15 protein-coding genes are annotated in these 21,208 nt (G+C 41.3%); 11 read left to right on the forward strand and 4 right to left on the reverse strand.

What is annotated here, in order from left to right:
• Nucleotides 1-153: 153 nt before the first annotated feature.
• The 3 genes from yihA (at nucleotide 154) to CBM24_RS09785 (ending at nucleotide 3,412) form a co-directional block, all read left to right on the forward strand.
• Nucleotides 154-783, forward strand: a complete 630-nt coding sequence (yihA, locus tag CBM24_RS09775) for a ribosome biogenesis GTP-binding protein YihA/YsxC (protein ID WP_075991997.1) — start codon at nucleotides 154-156, stop codon at nucleotides 781-783.
• 17 nt (nucleotides 784-800) lie between these two features.
• Entirely contained in the window at nucleotides 801-1,655 is an 855-nt protein-coding gene (locus CBM24_RS09780; RefSeq protein WP_088161058.1) for a UbiA-like polyprenyltransferase, read from the forward strand.
• 80 nt (nucleotides 1,656-1,735) lie between these two features.
• Entirely contained in the window at nucleotides 1,736-3,412 is a 1,677-nt protein-coding gene (locus CBM24_RS09785; protein WP_088161059.1) for a PNGase F N-terminal domain-containing protein, read from the forward strand.
• Nucleotides 3,413-3,488: 76 nt separating this feature from the next.
• On the opposite strand, the gene CBM24_RS09790 is transcribed toward CBM24_RS09785, so the two are convergent.
• A complete protein-coding gene (locus tag CBM24_RS09790; RefSeq protein ID WP_046675839.1) occupies nucleotides 3,489-3,947 on the reverse strand; it encodes an Lrp/AsnC family transcriptional regulator in 459 nt (152 codons plus the stop codon).
• A gap of 160 nt (nucleotides 3,948-4,107) precedes the next feature.
• On the opposite strand from CBM24_RS09790, the gene CBM24_RS09795 reads away from it, so the two are divergent.
• On the forward strand, nucleotides 4,108-5,175 hold the full coding sequence (locus CBM24_RS09795) for a PLP-dependent cysteine synthase family protein (protein WP_088161060.1): 1,068 nt from the start codon (nucleotides 4,108-4,110) through the stop codon (nucleotides 5,173-5,175).
• 99 nt (nucleotides 5,176-5,274) lie between these two features.
• The gene (locus CBM24_RS09800; protein WP_088161061.1) at nucleotides 5,275-6,960 is read left to right on the forward strand and encodes a protein-disulfide reductase DsbD family protein; all 1,686 of its coding nucleotides are present in this window, start codon (nucleotides 5,275-5,277) and stop codon (nucleotides 6,958-6,960) included.
• Nucleotides 6,961-7,046: 86 nt separating this feature from the next.
• Here the strand turns inward: CBM24_RS09800 and CBM24_RS09805 are convergent, their stop codons facing one another.
• The 3 genes from CBM24_RS09805 to CBM24_RS09815 form a co-directional block, all read right to left on the reverse strand.
• Nucleotides 7,047-7,391 (reverse strand): hypothetical protein, encoded by a 345-nt coding sequence (locus tag CBM24_RS09805; RefSeq protein ID WP_088161062.1) that lies wholly within the window; start codon nucleotides 7,389-7,391, stop codon nucleotides 7,047-7,049.
• Nucleotides 7,392-7,462: 71 nt separating this feature from the next.
• Complete coding sequence (locus tag CBM24_RS09810; RefSeq protein ID WP_088161063.1) at nucleotides 7,463-9,985, reverse strand: DUF5686 and carboxypeptidase-like regulatory domain-containing protein; 2,523 nt, start codon at nucleotides 9,983-9,985, stop codon at nucleotides 7,463-7,465.
• A 376-nt stretch (nucleotides 9,986-10,361) separates the two neighbouring features.
• Nucleotides 10,362-12,041 carry an RluA family pseudouridine synthase gene (locus CBM24_RS09815; protein ID WP_088161064.1) on the reverse strand — a complete coding sequence of 560 codons (1,680 nt, stop codon included), beginning with the start codon at nucleotides 12,039-12,041 and terminating at the stop codon, nucleotides 10,362-10,364.
• A gap of 339 nt (nucleotides 12,042-12,380) precedes the next feature.
• Between CBM24_RS09815 and CBM24_RS09820 the strand changes: the two genes are divergently transcribed.
• The 6 genes from CBM24_RS09820 to CBM24_RS09845 all read left to right on the forward strand — a co-directional run bounded on the left by CBM24_RS09820 (nucleotide 12,381) and on the right by CBM24_RS09845 (nucleotide 21,207).
• Nucleotides 12,381-12,854, forward strand: coding sequence for a Dps family protein (locus CBM24_RS09820; RefSeq protein WP_088161065.1), 474 nt, complete (start codon nucleotides 12,381-12,383; stop codon nucleotides 12,852-12,854).
• A 148-nt stretch (nucleotides 12,855-13,002) separates the two neighbouring features.
• Complete coding sequence (locus tag CBM24_RS09825) at nucleotides 13,003-15,462, forward strand: glycoside hydrolase family 31 protein (RefSeq protein ID WP_088161066.1); 2,460 nt, start codon at nucleotides 13,003-13,005, stop codon at nucleotides 15,460-15,462.
• Between the two features lie 2 nt (nucleotides 15,463-15,464).
• Complete coding sequence (glgB, locus tag CBM24_RS09830; protein ID WP_088161067.1) at nucleotides 15,465-17,423, forward strand: 1,4-alpha-glucan branching protein GlgB; 1,959 nt, start codon at nucleotides 15,465-15,467, stop codon at nucleotides 17,421-17,423.
• A 153-nt stretch (nucleotides 17,424-17,576) separates the two neighbouring features.
• The gene (locus CBM24_RS09835; RefSeq protein WP_088161068.1) at nucleotides 17,577-18,989 is read left to right on the forward strand and encodes a glycogen synthase; all 1,413 of its coding nucleotides are present in this window, start codon (nucleotides 17,577-17,579) and stop codon (nucleotides 18,987-18,989) included.
• A gap of 6 nt (nucleotides 18,990-18,995) precedes the next feature.
• Complete coding sequence (locus CBM24_RS09840; RefSeq protein ID WP_075992008.1) at nucleotides 18,996-20,279, forward strand: glucose-1-phosphate adenylyltransferase; 1,284 nt, start codon at nucleotides 18,996-18,998, stop codon at nucleotides 20,277-20,279.
• A 166-nt stretch (nucleotides 20,280-20,445) separates the two neighbouring features.
• Nucleotides 20,446-21,207, forward strand: a complete 762-nt coding sequence (locus CBM24_RS09845) for a hypothetical protein (protein ID WP_088161069.1) — start codon at nucleotides 20,446-20,448, stop codon at nucleotides 21,205-21,207.
• Nucleotide 21,208: the final 1 nt, after the last annotated feature.

The following is a 21,208-nucleotide window of genomic DNA, read 5'->3' on the forward strand; positions in this document are numbered from 1 at the left end:
CGCTTATTCGTTTGACTAATCGTTTGTAGTGAAAGTTAAAAATAATTAGGGACATTTTATTATCCTGCCCATAAAATCGGAAGTCGAGCTTTTTTATGGAATAGAAGCCGTACAAATCTTGTCAAAGGGATTCATTTAACGTACCTTTGTTCCATGGAAGTGAAAAAAGCCGAATTCGTGTGCAGTAACACGAGAGTTGACAAATTACCTGCACCTAATTTGCCGGAATATGCGTTTATCGGACGTTCAAATGTCGGTAAATCATCGTTGATCAATGCAATGACCAACAAGAAAGGACTTGCCAAGACCTCCCAAAAACCTGGTAAGACGCAGTTGATCAATCATTTTATCATCGACGATACATGGTATTTGGTGGATTTGCCAGGTTATGGTTTTGCTAAGGCCTCTAAAACAAGTCGTAATGAATGGGAAAAGTTCATCCGTCGGTATCTTACCCATCGGGACAATTTGCAATGTGTTTTTGTATTGGTGGATAGCCGTCATGAACCACAAAAGATTGATCTTGATTTTTGCTATTGGTTGGGCGAATGCGGTTTACCATTTATGTTGGTTTTCACCAAAGCCGATAAGCAATCGACTGTTAAATCCGATGCGAATATTGCGAAATTTAAAAAATCATTGCTCCAATGGTTTGAGGAGGTGCCGCCGATTTTCCTGACGTCAGCGGAGAAGAAAATGGGGCATGAGCCTATTTTAGAAGCTATCGATGAAGTTAATGGCCGATTTGTTCGCCCTGAACTCGACGGAAACGAACAGTTTTAGCTAGATTTTAAGTTCAGATGAAAAAATACTTGTCCTTAGTTTTATTTGCCCATAGTGTATTTGCATTGCCATTTGCCTTTATTGGCTTCTTTTTGGCATTACACACAACAGACTATGCCTTTTCGTGGAAATTATTGGTTTTGATGCTCGTTTGTATGGTGACGGCCCGTAATGCTGCCATGGCATTCAATCGTTATCTGGATAGAGATATTGATGCCATTAATCCAAGAACGGCCATGCGTGATATTCCTGCAGGAAAAATTTCCGCTAAAAATGCATTGGTTTTTACGCTGGTAAATTGCCTGATTTTTATTGCAGCGACGTATTTTATCAATTCTCTTTGCTTTATGTTGTCGCCCATTGCACTTTTTGTCGTGCTTTTTTACTCCTATACAAAGCGCATAACACCCTTATGCCATCTTGTATTGGGAGCAGGGCTGGGATTGGCTCCAATAGGCGCATATATGGTTATTACAGGACAATTTGCGACCGTTCCGGTACTTTATGGTTTCGCTGTGTTGACCTGGGTGAGTGGCTTCGATATTATTTACGCTTTGCAGGACGAAGCCTTTGATCGGGTAAATCATCTTAATTCTATACCCGTGTGGTTAGGAACGAAGGGAGCTATGCGCGTTTCGGAATGTCTGCATGTGTTTTCTTTTATATTTATTTTGATACCAGCATTTTTGATGCCGGTAGGCTGGATTTATTATTTAGGTGTGGCCTTTTATGGGGCATTGCTGATTTACCAGCATACCCTGTTTTCATCGACTAATTTAAGTCGGGTCAATCGCGACTTTATGACAACAAATGGTTATGCCTCGGTGATTTTTGCTGTATTTTACCTCTTGGATATCTGGTTGATCAAATAAACGTTTTAGCATAAAATAAGAAAGGCTTTAGGAATTCCTAAAGCCTTTCTTATTTTTGCATCTAAACCAATACACATGCTATGAAGAAAAGTATTCTTTTTACGTCTATTTTATGTTTGTCATTGTCTTCGCAGGCGCAAAAGCTGTCGAATTATGTCATTCAATATAATCAAAGTTTCAATGGGAATACAGCTGCCAATCAAAATGCCATTCTAGTCTATGCCAATGAAAAGGAGACTTTTGTTAGTTCGGCAAAAGAAATGAACGGACAGTTGGCGCCGCCATACGAACGGGTTGTGGTAGAGCGTTCTGGAGGCAATGCCTTACTTAAAATTGCTAAACTCAAAGACGGATCAATCATTCTAACCAAAGATTCGCTCGCGCTTTCGAAACAAAAATTTAACGCCACAAACGAGACTAAAACAATCTTGGGCTATCCCTGTAAAAAAGTGGAGACGAGCATCAATTCCAATAAAATAGAAGTTTGGTATACCGATAAATTAGGGGTCAAAGGTGCACCCACGGAACTTGGTCAGGACCTTGGTCTGGTACTCGAGGTAATCCGCAATGGGAATACACGTACCTTTGCCACCAAAGTAGAAAAGGTAAAGACTATACCGGATCAACTGAGGCTAAAGGGAACTGAAAAACCTTACGATGAACTTTCCTATAAAGATCTTATCTGGAAGAACCGTTTTATCCAAATACCTGTTTTTCGGAAGGAGAGTATACGTTTTTCGGATGGTGTAAAGTCGGATTCTATTTTGCGTTTTGCTAATGGGACAGTTTTGGTAAAAAAGGTGAAAATCCCAAAAATAAAGACAAGCGACAATGTATTTGTGCAGTTGGTCGAACAATCGAAAGGTGATGCCTATGATCGTACTGGATCAGTTTTTATCATTCCCACCAACAAGGCACAGAGCTTTTTGGACGGCATGAAAAATGGTATGGGTACCCTTCCTAAGTATGAAAATGGCAATGGTAAAGCCTATCAAGGGGTTGTAAAAACAGCATCCTTTGAGCCTATTGTTGAATTGATGCGTTTCTTTACACCTTTTGGTGTTAAGCAGTTTAACTATCTTCAGTTAAAGGATAAGGTTTGGCAAGACTCGGTGCTGTACCGTCAGGACGTAACCGAATTGGCCGGTATGTTGAGCGAGCAGGAGGTCTATGTGGGTGCCTTCATTGGTAACTATGATAAAAATGGACATGAGGTGAGTGTGGAGCTGACGATACATCCGGGATTCGATGCCGAGTCAAAAGGCAGTCTGAAAAAGACGATGTCTTTATTTACGACGACCAATGTCATGGAAATGGGCGGTCAGGAGTACGGATCTATGTTTGACAAGGAGAAAGGTCTTACTGTTTCATTTCATTTGGACCAGGATGCTAAAAACGTGCAATTACGCTACATTACCACAGGGCATGGAGGCTGGGGCAATGGTGATGAGTTTGTGCCTAAAGAAAACCGCATTTTCCTAAACGATTCATTGCTCTTTAAATACACCCCTTGGCGCAATGATTGCGGTTCGTATCGTTTGTCAAACCCAGCTTCAGGTAATTTTGCTACAGGGTTGTCTTCATCCGATCTGAGTCGCTCCAATTGGTGTCCAGGTACAGTAACACCGCCGATCTACATTGATCTGGGGGATTTAAAAGCTGGAGACCATACGATGCAGGTACAGATCCCACAGGGAGCACCTGAAGGAACAAGTTTCAGCAGCTGGAATGTGACGGGTACCTTGTTATTCGATTAATTAGTTTTTCATTGCTGTCATGTGCAATAATGTTATTGCACATGACAGCAATATTCCTTCGTTTTTAAGACAAAGATTAAAGGGGGTAAGCTGTCTCGCTTTTTGTCTCCGATAATACAAAGTAGGTCTGTACGGTGTTTACTTGAGGTAATACGGCCAGTCGATGCCGCAGAAAAATATGATAAGCATCCATATCTTTGGTTGCTATACGTAACATAAAGTCGTAAGAGCCTGCCATTTGGTAACATTCCATCACCTCCGGGAATTTAGCCACCTCTTTTTCGAATTCATTCAACACTTCAAACGTGTGCGCCTTGAGAAAAACCTGGGAAAATGAGATTAACCCAATGCCTATCTTGTGACGATCCAAAATTGCCACCGTTTTTTTGATGTAACCCAACCGCTTTAGCTTTCTAACACGTTCATGAACAGCTGCAATAGATTTGTTGAGTTCAAAGGATAGCGCTTTGTTACTCATTGAGGCATCTTGCTGTAGGAGGCGCAATAATTTTACATCGATTTCATCCAATTCCATAATCTGAATATTTTCGGTACGGCTGTAAAAATACACTATTGTTCTGAATTATTTATTGGTTTTTATCTGTTTTAATTTAATTTTTATTGAAATTATAATGATGTATTGAATATTATCTTGTCAATGGTCAATTTTGCAACAGAATAATCATTTATAAGAAATGGCTGAACAAGAATTATTAAGTGCGTGTTTGTCACCTGCATTGGACAAGAGATTCAAACATCTGTGGCGATTAGTTGGAAATACGCCGATGTTGGAACTACAGTATACTTACAAAGGTAAACCGGGGCGAATTTTCGTGAAATGTGAGAACTACAATCTGACCGGTAGCATTAAGGATAGGATGGCTCTTTATATTCTATACAAAGCGTATATGAATTGTCAGATTCGCCCGACTGATGTCGTTATTGAAGCTACGAGTGGAAATACAGGGATTGCTTTTTCAGCAATCGGCAAAGCGCTTGGTCATCAAGTAAAGATTATTATGCCCAACTGGCTGAGTAAGGAGCGTACCGATATTATTCGAAGTATGGGGGCGGATATTCAGTTGATAAGCAAGGAAGAAGGTGGTTTTTTAGGAAGTATTCGTTTAAGTGAAGAGCTTGCTGCAAAAGGCGGTGTTTTTCTTCCACGGCAATTTGAGAATCAATATAATGCCGAAGCGCATGAGAAAACTACAGGGTACGAAATTGTAAAGCAACTGGAAGAACAGGGCTTAGTTGCCGATGCTTTTGTTGCTGGTGTGGGAACTGGTGGTACGGTAATGGGTGTGGGTAGAAGCTTAAGAAAAGTAAACCCAAATGTTCGTGTACATCCGCTGGAGCCGGCAGAAAGTCCAACTTTGACTACAGGACATAAAGTAGGTTCACACCGTATTCAGGGAATATCTGATGAATTTATTCCTGCTATTGTGGATTTAGATGAACTCGATACTGTCGTTTGTGCGAATGATGGTGATTCCATTATTATGGCGCAGAAACTATCGCGCCAGTTGGGATTGGCTGTTGGTATCTCTTCCGGAGCAAATGTAATCGGAGCGATTAAATTACAACAGGAGCTGGGTGATGAGGCTGTCGTGGTGACGCTACTTTGTGATGATAACAAAAAATACCTAAGTACTGATTTGGTGAAAGACGAACCAGTAAAAGAAGGATATCTTTCTACAGACGTTGATTTTTCGGGTTTTCAACCGATCTGTAGACTGCCAAATCCGGTATTTGGAGCTTAAAAAGATTTAGTTTCATATGTTTATAGTTAACTCGGGGAGTCTCTAGCTCCTCGGGTTTCATTTATTCAAAAACCAATATATACCTAAGAATAACACAAAATGAAAGTCAATTTCAAATTATTTATCCTTCTCATGTTGCTGATAGCGCCTGTGGTCATGTTTGCCCAAGCGGATACAACAACAAACAAGTTGGAGGGGCTTGAGTTTACGGATGGTACGATCAGTCCCGATTCACTATCTTTTGAGGAATCTCCGGATACCGTTACCGTAAAGGCCGACTCGAACAAGACCACAGTAGCGGCAGTAGCAACAGGTGAAAAAGCTGCTGGGGCAGAAAAGAAATCATTGTGGAGTATCTTTATTGCAGGCCTTATAGGCGGTTTTGCAGCATTATTGATGCCTTGTATTTTTCCGATGCTACCCCTGACGGTGAGTTATTTTACGAAACAGTCGGGAAGTCGTGCCAGTGGTATCAGTAAAGCCCTGTTGTATGGATTATTTATTATTGTGATTTATGTTGCTTTGGGGATGATTATCACGATCGCATTCGGATCTGATGCACTCAATGCGCTTTCGACTAACGGTATATTCAACTTCATTTTCTTTTTGTTGTTGGTTGGATTTGCGGCATCTTTTTTTGGTGCATTTGAAATTACTTTACCAAGCTCCTTTGTCAATAAAATGGATGCCAAATCAGATAAAGGTGGTTTGGTCGGCTTGTTCTTTATGGCCTTCAGCTTGTCATTGGTTTCATTTTCTTGTACAGGACCGATTATTGGGACGTTGTTGGTTGAGGCAGCTTCGAAAGGGGAAAGATTAGGTCCAGCAATTGGGATGTTGGGATTCTCCATTGCTCTGGCCATTCCTTTTGGTTTGTTCGCCATGTTTCCTTCCATGCTTAAATCCTTGCCGAAATCCGGTGGTTGGCTGAATAGTGTAAAAGTAGTATTGGGATTTTTGGAACTCGCTTTAGCATTGAAATTTTTATCCAATGTCGACTTAGCTTACCACTGGAATTGGTTGGATAGAGAGGTGTTCCTGTCGCTATGGATTGCTATTTTTGCTTTGATGGGTCTATACTTGATTGGCAAGATAAAGTTCTCCCATGACAGTGAGCTGAAATTCCTATCTGTTCCCAGAACGATCTTGGCAATTGTTGTTTTTTCTTTTGTGGTCTATATGGTGCCCGGTTTATGGGGAGCACCTTTAAAATCGATTTCTGCTTTTTTACCACCATCGGCAACACAAGACTTTTATCTTTCTTCGGGTGTAAGCTCTGGTGCTGCTGCACATTCAGACGGGAAGGTGAAAAAATATGCTGAAATTTTTCATGAAAGAGGCACGCCAAAAGGATTTGATCCTTATTATGATTACGACCAGGCATTAGCTACGGCTAAAGAATTAAACAAGCCCGTTTTAATCGATTTTACGGGTTGGAATTGTGTCAATTGTCGTAAAATGGAAGCGAATGTTTGGACAGACCAAGCGGTGGCCAAATTATTAAAAGAAGAGTTTGTTATGGCCGAGCTTTTTGTGGATGATAAGACCGAGCTGGCTGCCAATGAACAATTTGTTTCCAAATATAGCGGCAAAAAGATCAATACAATCGGTAAGAAAAATAGCGATTTTCAAGCTGCCACATTCGATAGCAATTCACAGCCACTGTATGTAATTGTCGATCCGACGGGCAAAAAACTGGTGCCTCAGAGCGGTGCCAACTACAATGTAGAAGAGTACAAGGCATTCCTGCAAAGTGGTGTGGATGCATTTAAACATAAAAACTAACCATCGTCATATTCTAATTTTATCCTCCTTGTTATGTGCAAGGGGGATTTTTTTTGATAAAATATCGCTTTTTGTGTCTCCAGGGCTTATGCAGTGGGGCTGTCTTCGTATTGTCTTCGTATTGTGTTCGTACCAGCTTCGGACGGGGACAATCTTGCAACATATATTGACCAAACCCTGACCAGATATTTCCTGTTCGGGGTCTGTTCAACAACTGTACAGCACCTGTTCAATATCTGTTGCTTGTCCGAAGCAGGTACGAAGCAGGTACGAATCTTTCCCCGAACCCTACCTGAGGTGAATGTGCCGCCCCCCACCAAATAATCCAGGCTTTTCGCCGTCGCAGCCTTCATATCCGTCACTACCATTTTATTTTCCAACTTATCCTCCAGGTGGCGATGGTGGTGGTGGAGCTGATGTTGCGGAAGCATAAGGCAAAAAAAGAAGCCCTGTCATTTGTATGAACAGAGCTTCAAATTATACTATAAATTTATGGAAACTATTAGAAGTCAAATTTGACCCGAGCACGAATACCCCAGGCTGGTGCATCGACGTGATCAAGGTAATTTAGACGTTTTACGTAGTCTACACGTAATATTTTAAAGATGTTGGATAGACCGATACTAGCTTCCATATAAGGTTCTGAACCGAACGTATAGGAGCTTTGTGTGCCATCCGCATTGTGCTGCCAAGTGAATACCTTTGAACCATAGTTAGGGTCGTCGGGATTGTTTTCTTTACGCAGTCCACCGTATACTCCTTTGAAGCTAAATACCTCACGTAATTTAAGTTTTTTGATCAACGGAATCTTGTTCAAAAGGAAACCGTTCATATAATACTGCACGTTCAATGAGGCATTATGATCACTGACAAACTCAAGGAAGTTCATTAAGTTGTATGAATTTAATTGATAAGCATAGGTCTGATTGGCACGGTGGATCGTCAAGAAAGGGAAAGGGATCTCTTTACCGGCAATATAATTTCCTTCTGCGGTCACGTCGGCATAGCCAAATTGACTCAAATAAAAGCGCTTGAATGCACCAAGATTAAAGTTGTGGTAATTGTATTCACCCTTCGCTAATCCTTTGATACCAGCGGTATAATTGAACGTGAAGATCGGATATTGATTGAATATAGGTGTCCGGTAAATCTTTCCTTGATAAAACTCTTCATGCGGAGCGTATCTGAAATTTACAGACACTTCGGTCGAGTTCAGTTCATTGAACAGTCTACTTTCATTGTTGGCATCGACCATTTGGTAAGTCAGACTTCCAGCAGGTGTTTGTCTGTTGATATTGAAAGCAGCGCCAATAGCCAGGTGATTTAAAAATTCTTTTTTATACTCTAAGCCATAATTTGTCTCATAGATGTAACGGTCGTTATCTCCGCGTTTGAAAGATAGCAAGAAGTTGTCTTCTTGAATAAATTCCAGTTTTTGTCCAGGAATCTTCGTATCCTTTTTATAAGAGGCCCTGATGTAGTGCATCGGGAAGGAGTATACTGATTTATTGTTGAACGCATAAGTTCCACTGAAAAAGTATTTCCATTTCTGATCTTTAAAACCATAGGCCGCATAAGTTTCAGCATAGAAACGCTTGCTTAACGATTCTGTCGTACGTCCGCCGACACGTAAACGGAAACCTTCTACGGGGTTAAAGCTATAGAATGTATTGACTGGGCCGATTTCAACTGGGCCAGCCTGTTTGTATCCTGACAGCAATAACGCGGCGATATCCATGAACGAACGGAATGAAGGGATCTTTTGTAATGTATCAATATTATGATAGATGTTCAGTTCGTTTTGCGCAAGGGCAAGCGGTCGTTGTGTTTCAAATAAGGATTTTGTCGCTTTCTTATTTTCGACGTTATAGGCAATAACCGTAGACGGACCATCATAGGTACTATCAGGTTGCTGAATGCCGACTTTGTAATTGTTGTAATCCACTGTTCGGCTTCCACGTATTCCCATGCCTTTTTCCGTTAAAGAAAAATCAATACCCAGGGTGCTTGTTTTTAGGTAGAAGCGACTTTTGCTGTCTTTCTCAAATTTAAGCTGTATCTGAAGGTCACGGACAAAGTTTAGATTAATGTCATCAGCAACAGTCATATTGGCGCCCTGCACGGCATAATTGCCGTCTAAAGTAACGTACAGTTGACCTTTGAATAACATGTCCGCCTTGTTGCGTGGAAAGAAGCTCAATTCGACCAACCAAGGTTGTACAGTTTTAATCGTATCCGTAATAAAAAACTTATAAAAAGTAGGTGCGGAGTTTGCAATCGGACTTAAAAACTGATTGGTAACCAATGAAATGTTGTTGTCATAAATATCAACTTGTTCGTACAGTTTATTGAAGTAGGCTGTCAGACCATCGTTGTCAATAAATCTTGGGTCAAATTGTGCCCGTTGGTCACCAAGAATATACTGTTTGGTTTTGCTTGGATCTTTACGGTAATATACCTTGGACATTTTTTCTTCAATGAAAGCAGGCAAAACATATTTGTTGGCAGTTTTAGCCGAGTCGTCCGTTTCAAAAAGAAATTGATAGTTTTTGAATATTTTTTTATTGACAAATTTCTCCGATAGATTGCTTAATCCTAAAGACATCTTCTCGTATTGGTCAAATTCAGCATATTGTTGCCCTGAAAGTCTGTTTTTTTCCTTATTCTCGATGACTTTTCGGATCAATGCGACAGCAGGATTATCTTTGTTGCTGTATTTTTTCTTTTTGGCCTTGACGACAACTTCTTCCAGCATGTTGTCCTGTTGATCCATCAGAATTTCTTTTGTTTGCGTGGCATCATTCGTAACAAAAGCGTCTTTGCTGTCATAACCAATGTAACTTGCTCTGATTTTTACATAAGATGTTGGAAAGACAAGTTTGTATTCACCATTTGCATTGGTCGATGTTGTGGTTCCAGCAGAAGCCGGTGCGCCAACAACGGCTACGGTAGCATAGGGTATAGGATTCTTGGTCTTTGCATCTCTAACGGTGCCGGTTACGGTTTTGTTTTGGGCAAAAGCCATAGACACCGTTAGCACGAGCGTTATCGAAAAAAAGAGTTTAGTTATGAAGGTTGTTGCGTTTATTTTAGCTCTCATTATATTGCTATAATCTTGAAAATTCAAAATTGTTTTCCTGTTTCTACTTTATTTTTGACTTTATAGGTATTAAAATCAAAAAATCAGTGAACAAAGGAAACAAAAAATTAAGAATAATTAAAATTTTATTGTAATGTAATAAAGGAAAGTAATTGAATTACATCTACGTGTAAACAGCTGTTTTTTAATTATTTATGTTAAATTGTTGATTTGGGTCAATAAATTTTACATTACATTTTGACTTGGCGATGATTTTCCGCTGCTTTATTTGCTGACTTTTGTAACGATATAGTCAGCGCTATCAAAAATCTGGCTCGATTTCGAAGGTCATTTCTTGCTTGGAACGAGGATGAATAAAGGTAATTGAAGCCGCGTGGAGGTGTAATCTATTGGCTTTTCTGCCATAGAGATCGTCACCAACGATAGGTGTATTTAGGCCATTTGGATGTACGGCATGCATGCGAAGCTGGTGGGTGCGGCCAGTCAAGGGGTAAAACCTGACCCTCGTTTGATTATTCGCTATCGCAATTTTTTCCCATTTTGTCTGCGCTGGCTTGCCATACGTGTAGCAGACCATTTGCCGGGGTCTATCATCCAGATCTACGCGAAGTGGGAGGTCGATCAAGCCCGATGCGGCTTCGATAATACCATCCAGTAAAGCAATGTATGTTTTTTTGATGGTATGTTGTATAAATTGATCTTGAATAAATTTATGGGCCTCTTTGTTTTTGGCAACAACCAACAAGCCGGATGTAGACATGTCCAGGCGGTGGATAATAATCGGTCCCGCATTTGGGTAGCGTTGAAGAATACGGTTGTAGACCGAATCCTTTACATATATTCCCGGGACAGACAGAAATTCGGCCGGTTTGTTGATGATGATGATATCCTCATCTTCGTAAATTTGAGGAAGTGCTATATCCAAAGTCGTTTCCTGTTGCATGGGATTGGGATCTACGACCAAGCCTTCGAGCATATACCCTAAAATCGGTTCACATTTTTTGCGGCAGGCAGGGTAGTAGTTTTTGTGCCTGCGTATTTCAGATGCAGGTGAGCAGCCCCACCAAAATTCGGCCAAAGCAAGGGGTGTTAACTGGTTTTCATAAGCATATTGCAGCAATTTTGGCGCTGCGCATTCCCCCGATCCGGCAGGCGGTGTTGTGCGGTCAAATTCATCGAATATGCCCACTACATTTTTGTGTTGCCCTTTCGCATTGCGAAAATTATATTGTTCGAAAAGCTGTTTTTGAAGATTTCCCGAGCGCATTTTGCGTTCCTCTTTTAGCGCAGTAATCGTCGATAGCAACTGGTTTAAATGGTTACTTTCTGTTTCCAGGGCCAAATGCATTTCATATTGAAAGCGTTGAAGCTGTTGTTTGTCTTTTAAACTCTGGCTTCGCATGTCTTCCATCAATAATTCATACTCCGCATCCGATAAACTGACCTTTAATTTTGTCCGGGTTTCTTTGCGTTCCTTCTTTTGAATTCTCAATTTCGATTTTAGCTCATCGAGTGATTTATCCCATCCGTTTTTTAATAGACCAAGATTACGTTGAGCATTTGCTAGCTCTTCACTTGTTTCAAGATTTTCTATTTTTCGGTTCAGCGTATTGAGATGCACCTCTTCGTTTAGGAAAAAACTGTTTTCTTCCAACATATCGAAGATGGGGGGTACAAAATGCCGGTGTTTGTTGCTCCCGGCCAGTTTTCCCGAAACAGCGGCAAGGTAGCCCAGCTCATTGTGTTGGTTTTTGACAACCAGAACACCGAACATTTTTCCAATAGCGAGTCCCTCAACGGCGGCGTCTAGGCCAAAATTGTGGGTCCAATCACTTTGGGTTTCGATGTAGTGTTGGAGTTCTTGTGCGGCGGTGACGGCAAGGGGGTGCGGTTCATAGCAAAATGGAAAAGTAAATCGTTTCGGAAGTTCAATAGCTGAAATATCCTGTTTGAATTGATGAAAATATGTATTGTTGTCCATTTTGTCCGCAGCGCTCCCTCAAAATAAAGATGTCCGCAAAAATACAACATTATGTGCTTTAAATAATAGATTGATCGATTTTTGTTTAAAATGTTTCGTATATAAGGTACTGTTTAGGTTTTATTGCTGTCGACAAAGATCAAGGTCGGTGCAGCTTCGGTATTTTCATTTTTTCGGTATAGCAAACCTTTCGCAGCTATACGAAATGCAAGTCGGTTTTGGTATAATGGGTTGAGGTAATTATTGTGAATTTGAGTGGCTTTTTATTTGGTTTTTACCGCATTTTTGGGTAAATTTAACTAAGCATTTAAAACATATAGTTAACAAAAGAATATACATATGAAAACTTCAATTGGAATTAAAGATGCGGACTTGAAAAAAGTTGCAAAGTTGCTAAATGTGCTGTTGGCAGATGAACACATTATCTACATGAAAACGCGCAACGCGCATTGGAATGTGGAAGGTGCGGATTTTCATGCTGCTCACTTATTTTTGGAATCACAATACGATGAACTAGCTGAAGTGATCGATGAAGTCGCAGAACGTGTACGTACTTTAGGGCATTATGCGGTAGGTGCCTTTGATAAATATTTGAAATTGACTCGTTTAACGGAGTCTACTTCAGAAAAAACCGACAGTCAGTCCTATTATAAGGAATTGTTGGCTGACCATGAATCTATAGCGATGTCAATTCGTGCCGATCTTTCCGTAGTTGAAGGAACGGCAGATAATGGAACGGAGGACTTTTTGGTCGGATTATTAGAAAAGCATGAGAAGATGGCTTGGATGCTTCGTGCGCATTTCATTAAGTAAGCTGTAGAAGTTTATCCACAGGTATTGAAAAAAATTCCGTCTATCCCAATAGGCGGGATTTTTTTTTGTGTTTTGTTGTCAGCGCAGGATTAATTTTCTATCTTAAAGAGGAATTAAGCCTTCAGAAACTTTTTAACATATTACAACTATGCTTGAAGACGACAACCTAAATCAAACCACACTAAATGAGGAGGAAAATGATGGTACTTTGGAGAGTATGCATCATGTGAATAATCCGGTATTGGATTTACCTAAAATTGAAAAGAAATACCTTGAAACCATAGTAGCCCACAATCAAAACGATAAGTCCTATTATTTTTCTGACGGCAAAGCCAAGGTAGAAATCAAGATCGTCACGGACGAGATTGTCAGGGTGCGGCTGGCTCCACAAGGGACTTTTTTGGAGGATTTCTCCTATGCCTTGGCCAAGAAAGATCACCGTGTTAGTATACATCAATGTAAGGAAGAGACTGACCATTATCTGGTTCATACGAATACAATTTCTTGTAAGATCAATAAGAGTGACTTTTTGATTTCTTTTGCTGATCGTTCAGGTAAGCTGTTTAACGCTGATTTGGCACCGATGCACTGGGAGGAAAATCCCGATTTTGGAGGTTACTATGTATATAGCACGAAAGTGGCCTTTGAAAATGAAGCTTTTTATGGACTAGGGGACAAGGCCACTAAATTGAATCTGAGAGGTAAAAGACTTAAAAACTGGAATTCAGATACTTATGCTTTTGCTTATGATCAGGATCCACTTTATAAAACTATTCCGTTTTATATTGGTTTAAAAGATGGTGAAGCGTACGGCATATTCTTTGACAATACTTTTAAAACGTATTTTGATTTCGCGGCGGAAGATCCGGGAAAAACAAGCTTTTGGTCCGAAGGCGGTGAACTGCAGTACTACTATATACACGGGCCGCATATTATCGATGTTATCCGTCGTTATCATACGTTGACAGGTACGCATTACCTGCCACCCTTGTGGGCAATTGGTTACCACCAGTGTCGTTGGAGTTACTATCCCGAAGCGAATGTCCGGAAGGTGGCAGAGGAGTTTCGGAAGCGACAGATTCCATGTGATGCTATTTATCTTGATATCGATTATATGGAAGGATACCGCTGTTTTACCTGGAATAAGCAGTATTTCCCAAATCCTAAAAATATGATCAGCGATTTGGCCAATGATGGTTTTAAAACCGTGGTGATGATCGATCCGGGTATTAAGGTTGATGAGAACTACTGGGTGTTCAGGGAAGGGAAAGAAAACAGGTATTTTTGTCGTCGAGGGGACGATTATTTTATGGAAGGATTTGTGTGGCCCGGACGTTGTCAATTTCCTGATTTTACCAATCCGGAGGTTCGCCAATGGTGGGGTACATTATACCAGGGGCTTGTGGAAGATGGTGTTGCAGGCTTCTGGAACGATATGAATGAGCCGGCGGTATTTGGCCGCGGAACATTCCCCGACGATGTACGTCACCAGTACGATGGCCATCGGGGTTCACATCGCAAGGCACACAATGTTTATGGCATGCAGATGGTTCGGGCAACGTATGATGGCTTAAAGAAATTGTATAAAAACAAGCGCCCATTCACCATTACCCGAGCGGCTTATGCGGGTACACAACGCTATTCTTCGGTTTGGACCGGCGACAATCTGGCGAGTTGGGAACACCTCAAGTTGGGGACCTTGCAATTACAGCGTCTATCCACTTCGGGTATGTCCTTCTGCGGAACGGATATCGGTGGATTTACGGGCGAACCGGACGGTGAGTTATTTACGCGATGGATGCAATTTGGCGTTTTCTCGCCATTTATGCGTGTGCATTCTGCCGGCGATACCCGCGATCGTGAGCCCTGGAGTTTTGGGGAGGATTGGGAAAAGATCAACCGGAAATTTATCGAACTCCGGTATAAGTTGTTGCCGTATATCTATACCTGTTTTTGGGAGCAGACCAAGTATGGTTTTCCAATATTACGTCCAATTTCCATGGTCGAGCAGCATATACCGACTAACTGGCAACGCGAGGAGGAATTCTGTTTTGGGGATAAAATATTGGTGTCCCCGGTATTGCAGCCAGGACAAAAAAGCAAGATTGTCTATCTACCCGAGGGCACTTGGTTCTATTATTTCAATAATGAAATCTACGTGGGCGGTAAGGAACATACCATCGCTACTCCGATTGATGAAATGCCGATTTTCATTCGCGGAGGATCTGTTATACCTGAATACCCGGTGATGCAATATACTGGTGAAAAGAAAATAGAGGAGCTACAGCTCAATGTTTACTTCGCTGAAGGTGTAACCCGTTCGTATGTGTATTCAGATCATGGCGACACCTTTGCGTATGAACAAGATATTTATCTTGAAAAATGTTTTACGGTTTCAGGGCTCAAAGAATCCTTGTCGATCAAACAAACCAGAGATGGGCTTTTTACAGAGCGATACGAAGAATATAAACTACAGTTGATCGGCCTGCCTTTTCAAGTGAAGAAGGTGAAGACCGATGGTATTGATACAAAAGTACAAGTAGATGAAAAGGGGCGGTATTGGATTAATGTCGCACGAGAATTTGATAACATATTGATAGAAGGTTAAACATGGCCAATGAAGTAATTCCGCATAGTCTCTTTTCTGAATTTGATGTCGCCTTATTCCAGTCGGGTAAGCACTTCAAATTATACGAAAAGTTCGGTTCGCACGAACTGGAAGTCAACGGTGAAAAAGGCGTTTATTTTGCGGTTTGGGCTCCAAATGCAAAATCCGTCTCCGTAACCGGCAACTTCAATTTTTGGGATAAGGAGCATCACGCGCTCTTTGTGCGCTGGGATGGTAGCGGAATCTGGGAAGGGTTTATTCCGGGGCTTGGCAATGGAGAGACATATAAATATGTTATCCAGACCTATACTGGTGAGCAACTCGAGAAAGGTGATCCTTTTGCCTTTCGGTGGGAAGTTGCCCCAAAGACTGCTTCCGTTGTTCATTCGACCTGGTACGAGTGGCAGGATAAGCAATGGATGCAGGAGCGTGTCGTTAAAAATAGGCTGGATCAACCCTGGTCCGTTTATGAGGTCCATTTAGGGTCCTGGTCGCGGGATCCCGAAAGTCCGGATACGTTGCTCAATTATCGGGAAATAGCCGTGGCACTTGTATCTTATGTGAAGGAAATGAATTTCACGCATGTGGAGTTTATGCCTTTAATGGAGCATCCCTATTATCCTTCTTGGGGATATCAGATAACAGGTTATTTTGCGGCGAGTTCGCGTTATGGTTCGGCACAAGATCTCATGTATCTGATTGAGGAGCTGCATGCCGCCGGGATAGGCGTATTGTTGGATTGGGTTCCTTCGCATTTTCCTGGTGATGCACATGGTCTTTATCGTTTTGATGGCACGGGCTTATACGAGCATGAAGATCCTAGGAAAGGGTTTCATCCCGATTGGCAATCCTACATTTTTAACTATGGGCGAAATGAAGTACGTTCTTTTTTGATCAGTAATGCATTTTATTGGTTGGATCGTTTTCATATCGATGGACTTCGGGTCGATGCGGTAGCTTCTATGTTGTATTTGGATTATAGTCGAAATGCAGGCGAGTGGATTCCCAATGAATTTGGAGGAAATGAGAATCTCGAAGCGGTACAATTTTTAAAAGAGCTGAACGAAGCCGTTTACGGACATTTTCCACATGTGCAGACAATCGCCGAAGAATCTACTTCTTGGCCGAGTGTCAGTCGGCCAACGTATGCTGGTGGATTGGGGTTCGGAATGAAATGGATGATGGGCTGGATGCATGATACGTTGGATTACTTTAAAGAGGATCCAGTTAATCGCAGTTATCATCATGATCGACTCACCTTTGCGACAGTATATGCTTTCCATGAAAATTTTATGCTGCCGTTGTCACATGATGAGGTCGTTTACGGAAAGCAGTCCCTAATTTATAAGATGCCAGGCGATGAATGGCAAAAGTTTGCCAACTTGAGAGCTTTGTATCTCTTTATGTATACTTTTTCGGGAACAAAATTGCTGTTTATGGGCGGTGAATTTGGGCAGACTTCGGAGTGGAATGTAAACCAATCGCTTGATTGGCATCTTTTGGAGTTTGCGCCCCATCAGGGTATGAAAAGATTTGTAGCCGATCTGAACGCGGTTTATAAAGCTCAACCAAGTCTTTACCAAAAGGCTTTCGATGCTGCAGGTTTCGAATGGATAGATGCCGGTGATCGTGAAAATTCGATTGTGGTCTATTGGCGAAAGGGATTTGACTCCTGGGATGATACGGTTGTTGTACTTAACTTAACGCCTGTTGTTCGGGAACATTTCCGTATTGGTTTACCTTACGCCGGTGAATGGGAAGTGCTGCTGAATTCGGATGATTTGACCTATTTCGGTTCAGGTATACATCATCCCGTTGTCCATAGTGAGCACCTGCATTGGATGAACCAAGTACAGTCTGCACAACTTCATTTGCCTCCTCTAGGAGGCTATATCCTCAAAAGGAAGAAGGAACTAAAGGATGTAAATCCGGTGAAGCAGGGAGAACGTACACCTGTATAATATGTTTCTCGAAAATTTGATGATGCACAAGAATAAGTTGAGTTATAAAATACGGATCTGGCCTCAATTTTCAGGTTCGGTAAATTTGTTGTAATAAATAGTAGGAAGGTCGCTTTTTGCCTTTGAAAGAGATAAAATATAGAACTTATTCGAATGAAAGTATTTCACTTGAGTGTTGAATGTTATCCGGTCGCCAAAGTTGGTGGCCTTTCGGATGTCGTTGGGGCATTGCCCAAATATCAGACCAAACTCGGTTGGGAAGCGGCGGTTGTCATGCCCTGGTATGACCGACCATTTGTTCGGGATCATACTTTTACTGTCGTTCACGAGGGTACTTTTTATCAAGGATCTGAATTGTTGAACTATATTGTTTATAAGGAAGCAGACAATATACTGGGATTTGAGCTTTATTTAGTCAAGATTCCAGGAAAACTCGATCGGCAGGAGGTGTATTGTTATCCGGATGAAGGCGAACAGTTTATCGCCTTTCAACATGCTGTATTGGCTTGGTTTAAGGATAAAGCTATAGTACCTGATATTGTGCATTGCCACGACCATCATGTCGGTTTGATGCCTTTTTTGATGAAGTATAGCAATGACTATAATTTTCTTGCCGATGTTAAAACGGTAGCCACCGTGCACAATGGGCAATATCAGGGCTGGACACATTGGAGCAAAGCCATTCTGTTGCCTGCTTTCGATAGCTGGAAATGGGGATTATTGGACTGGGATGGTTTAATTAACCCACTTGCGGCCCTAATTAAATGTTGCGATGCTTACACAACGGTATCTGAAGGTTACCTGGAAGAGCTCTATGTGGAAGCAAATGGCTTACAGCATCTATTTTATGATGAGCGAAATAAATCTGTCGGTATTGTCAATGGAATTGACTGGGAAATCTGGGATCCCAAAATTGATTATACCTTGTTCGAAAACTATGATGTTGTACAAGCTTTTTCCGGCAAATTGAAAAATAAGGAGGCTTTGGCGAAGCAGTATAAAATCAATCCAGATCGACCACTGCTTGTTTTTATCGGCCGATTTGCAACAGAAAAAGGAGCGGATTTACTACCGGAGATAATTTTGGATTTGACGGAGAAATATCGCGATAGATTAAGTATATTTATACTGGGTGCCGGAGACCCAGCGATCCAGTCGCGTGTGAAATCACTCGTCGATGATGGAATTGATAATTTTGATGTGTTCTTTGGTTATGATGAAAACCTTGCCCATTGGCTTTATGCCAGTGCGGATTTTCTTTTAATGCCTTCCCGTGTTGAGCCCTGTGGGCTTAATCAGCTCTATGCGATGAAGTACGGTACATTGCCGATCGTGCATCAGGTGGGGGGATTAAAAGATACGGTAATCGATCTGAAAAATGATGGTTACGGTGTAGGTTTTGATAGTTTGACAATCACTGAAATTAGTGCAGCGATTGTTCGAGCTATAAATTTTTACGACAGTAAAAAGCAGTTTGAGGAGAATCAACGTAAAATGATGCAGTTGGATTTTTCTTGGGATAAATCTGCAGCGAAGTATATAAGTCTATATAACCAAATAATGTAATTTGATATGTCACGTCATAATGTAGTAGCTATCGTCTTGGGCGGAGGAAGGGGCTCACGTCTGTATCCATTGACCGATCAACGGTCTAAGCCAGCGGTTCCCATTGCCGGGAAATATCGCTTGGTGGACATTCCCATCTCGAATTGTCTTAATTCGGGTTTTAACAAGATTTTTGTGTTGACACAATTCAATTCTTCGTCACTCAACTCCCACATTAAGAATACCTACAACTTTAGTATTTTTAGTAAGGGCTTTGTTGATATCCTGGCTGCTGAACAGACCAATGATGGCGATAAATGGTTCGAGGGTACGGCAGATGCCGTGCGGCGATCGTTTCGGAAGCTGGCTAGTATTGATTATGACTATGTACTGATTTTATCGGGTGATCAGCTGTATCAAATGGATTTTGATGCCCTGGTTGACTTTCATGTCGAAAACGAAGGCGACCTGACCATTGCGACTATTCCAGTAAACGCCAAAGATGCCACTGGTTTTGGAATACTGAAATCGGATGAAAAGAATCACATTACCTCTTTTATTGAGAAGCCGAATAGTGAGCAGCTGGTGGACTGGAGTTCAGAAGTGAGCGATCATTTAAAGGGTGAGGGTAGGGAATACCTGGCTTCAATGGGTATTTATGTTTTTTCAAAAGGCGTCCTGAAACGTATGCTGGAAGAGAATCGCGGAATGGATTTTGGAAAAGAAATTATTCCCGATGCAATTGATACGAATAGGGTGCTTAGCTATCAATTTGAGGGCTATTGGACAGACATCGGTACCATAGGTTCTTTCTATGAGGCCAACATTGGTTTGACTGATAATATTCCGGCCTTTAATCTGTTTGATAAAAATACGGTTTTCACCCGTCCAAGGATGTTGCCGCCTTCTAAAATTTCGGGTACAACATTAATCAATTCTGTCATTTCGGATGGCTGTATTATCCAAGCAGATAAAATAGACCGTTCCGTCGTGGGTGTTCGTTCGCGGATTGGTACAGGATCTGTGGTGCGCGGTACATATATGATGGGGTCTGACTATTATGAGGATCTCGTCGATATGGAGGATGCAAAGCGGAAAAATATACCTGTGGTGGGCGTTGGAGAACGCTGTTATATTGAGAATGCTATTTTGGATAAAAATTGTCGTATCGGTAACGATGTACGGATCAATGGCGGACCTCATTTGCTGAATGCCAATCATCCCACTTATACCATTTGTGACGGCATTGTTGTTATCAAAAAAAATGCAGTTATTCCAAACGGAACAACAATAGGATTGACAAGCCTATAAAATTTATAGAACAAGGGAGATAATATATTGTTATCAATGCAAGTTATTCTAATGGAAGTATCGCGAAATACGGCTAATCTACAGGCTCAATTTATGGGCAGAGAGCAATAATTGTTTCATGGTACTATCTTTGCTAGCAAAGAGCATTTTAATATAGTGAAATCGTATGCAATTGAGACAGGTTATCTCCCTTTTTTTTATACTGTTTGTCTTTGTAGGTTGTGATACCTCATTGATGGTTCAAGGTAGTGGTGTCTTGCGTGATGCCTCGCGTAGATTTGAACTTCGTAACGGCAATCGAACAGTCGTTTACATTCCAATGCGGCATCTGGGTACGCGTGTGTACTATGATCAAATCCAGCGTGCTGTAGATTCTCTTCAACATTCGGGCTATGTTGTTTTTTATGAAAGCATCGCTTATCAGGTGGATAGTGCGGCACAACGTGATCTGTATGACCGCAAATTTAGAAAGCTTACTGGTAATCGGCTAGGGTTGCAGCAATGTATTGAAATACCGGGTGATACCTCCCGGGTTCTTCGGGCGCCCATGTACCGTAAACTGGGGCAGCGAATCATTAGTCAGCCCGATTATTCCTTTTTTCTGGTGAATTATGAAACGGCGGTGAATGCGGATATTCCCAAAAACAAATTGCTTGACGAGTTTGAATACCTGTATGGTGCGATCAACCTGGATGATTGTGATTACAAAACACCGCTCCAGGAACCTTATTCCTGCAAACCTATAAAAGCAGCATTAAAAAACAAATTTGATAAAGAATTTGTCATGAAAAAAAGGGAAGAGAACCTAGCTTCGTTAGTTGCTGACGCTCCACAGCAAAAGATTTTAATCTTATTTGGAACCTCACATTTTAAAGGCTTTTTGCGTAATTTGCAAGCTCGGGATCCCAAATGGATACAGATCAAATAAT

Source organism: Sphingobacterium sp. G1-14 (assembly GCF_002196555.1).
Taxonomy (GTDB): domain Bacteria; phylum Bacteroidota; class Bacteroidia; order Sphingobacteriales; family Sphingobacteriaceae; genus Sphingobacterium; species Sphingobacterium siyangense.

Bases quoted from the DNA above. Each gene is read 5' to 3' on its own strand.
- CBM24_RS09825 (WP_088161066.1), top strand. From the start codon at position 13,003: ATGCTTGAAGACGACAACCTAAATCAAACCACACTAAATGAGGAGGAA.
- CBM24_RS09780 (WP_088161058.1), top strand. From the start codon at position 801: ATGAAAAAATACTTGTCCTTAGTTTTATTTGCCCATAGTGTATTTGCA.
- CBM24_RS09840 (WP_075992008.1), top strand. From the start codon at position 18,996: ATGTCACGTCATAATGTAGTAGCTATCGTCTTGGGCGGAGGAAGGGGC.
- CBM24_RS09800 (WP_088161061.1), top strand. From the start codon at position 5,275: ATGAAAGTCAATTTCAAATTATTTATCCTTCTCATGTTGCTGATAGCG.
- CBM24_RS09820 (WP_088161065.1), top strand. From the start codon at position 12,381: ATGAAAACTTCAATTGGAATTAAAGATGCGGACTTGAAAAAAGTTGCA.
- yihA (WP_075991997.1), top strand. From the start codon at position 154: ATGGAAGTGAAAAAAGCCGAATTCGTGTGCAGTAACACGAGAGTTGAC.
- CBM24_RS09805 (WP_088161062.1), bottom strand. From the start codon at position 7,391: ATGCTTCCGCAACATCAGCTCCACCACCACCATCGCCACCTGGAGGAT.
- CBM24_RS09810 (WP_088161063.1), bottom strand. From the start codon at position 9,985: ATGGCTTTTGCCCAAAACAAAACCGTAACCGGCACCGTTAGAGATGCA.
- CBM24_RS09785 (WP_088161059.1), top strand. From the start codon at position 1,736: ATGAAGAAAAGTATTCTTTTTACGTCTATTTTATGTTTGTCATTGTCT.
- CBM24_RS09815 (WP_088161064.1), bottom strand. From the start codon at position 12,041: ATGGACAACAATACATATTTTCATCAATTCAAACAGGATATTTCAGCT.
- CBM24_RS09845 (WP_088161069.1), top strand. From the start codon at position 20,446: ATGCAATTGAGACAGGTTATCTCCCTTTTTTTTATACTGTTTGTCTTT.
- CBM24_RS09790 (WP_046675839.1), bottom strand. From the start codon at position 3,947: ATGGAATTGGATGAAATCGATGTAAAATTATTGCGCCTCCTACAGCAA.
- CBM24_RS09795 (WP_088161060.1), top strand. From the start codon at position 4,108: ATGGCTGAACAAGAATTATTAAGTGCGTGTTTGTCACCTGCATTGGAC.
- glgB (WP_088161067.1), top strand. From the start codon at position 15,465: ATGGCCAATGAAGTAATTCCGCATAGTCTCTTTTCTGAATTTGATGTC.
- CBM24_RS09835 (WP_088161068.1), top strand. From the start codon at position 17,577: ATGAAAGTATTTCACTTGAGTGTTGAATGTTATCCGGTCGCCAAAGTT.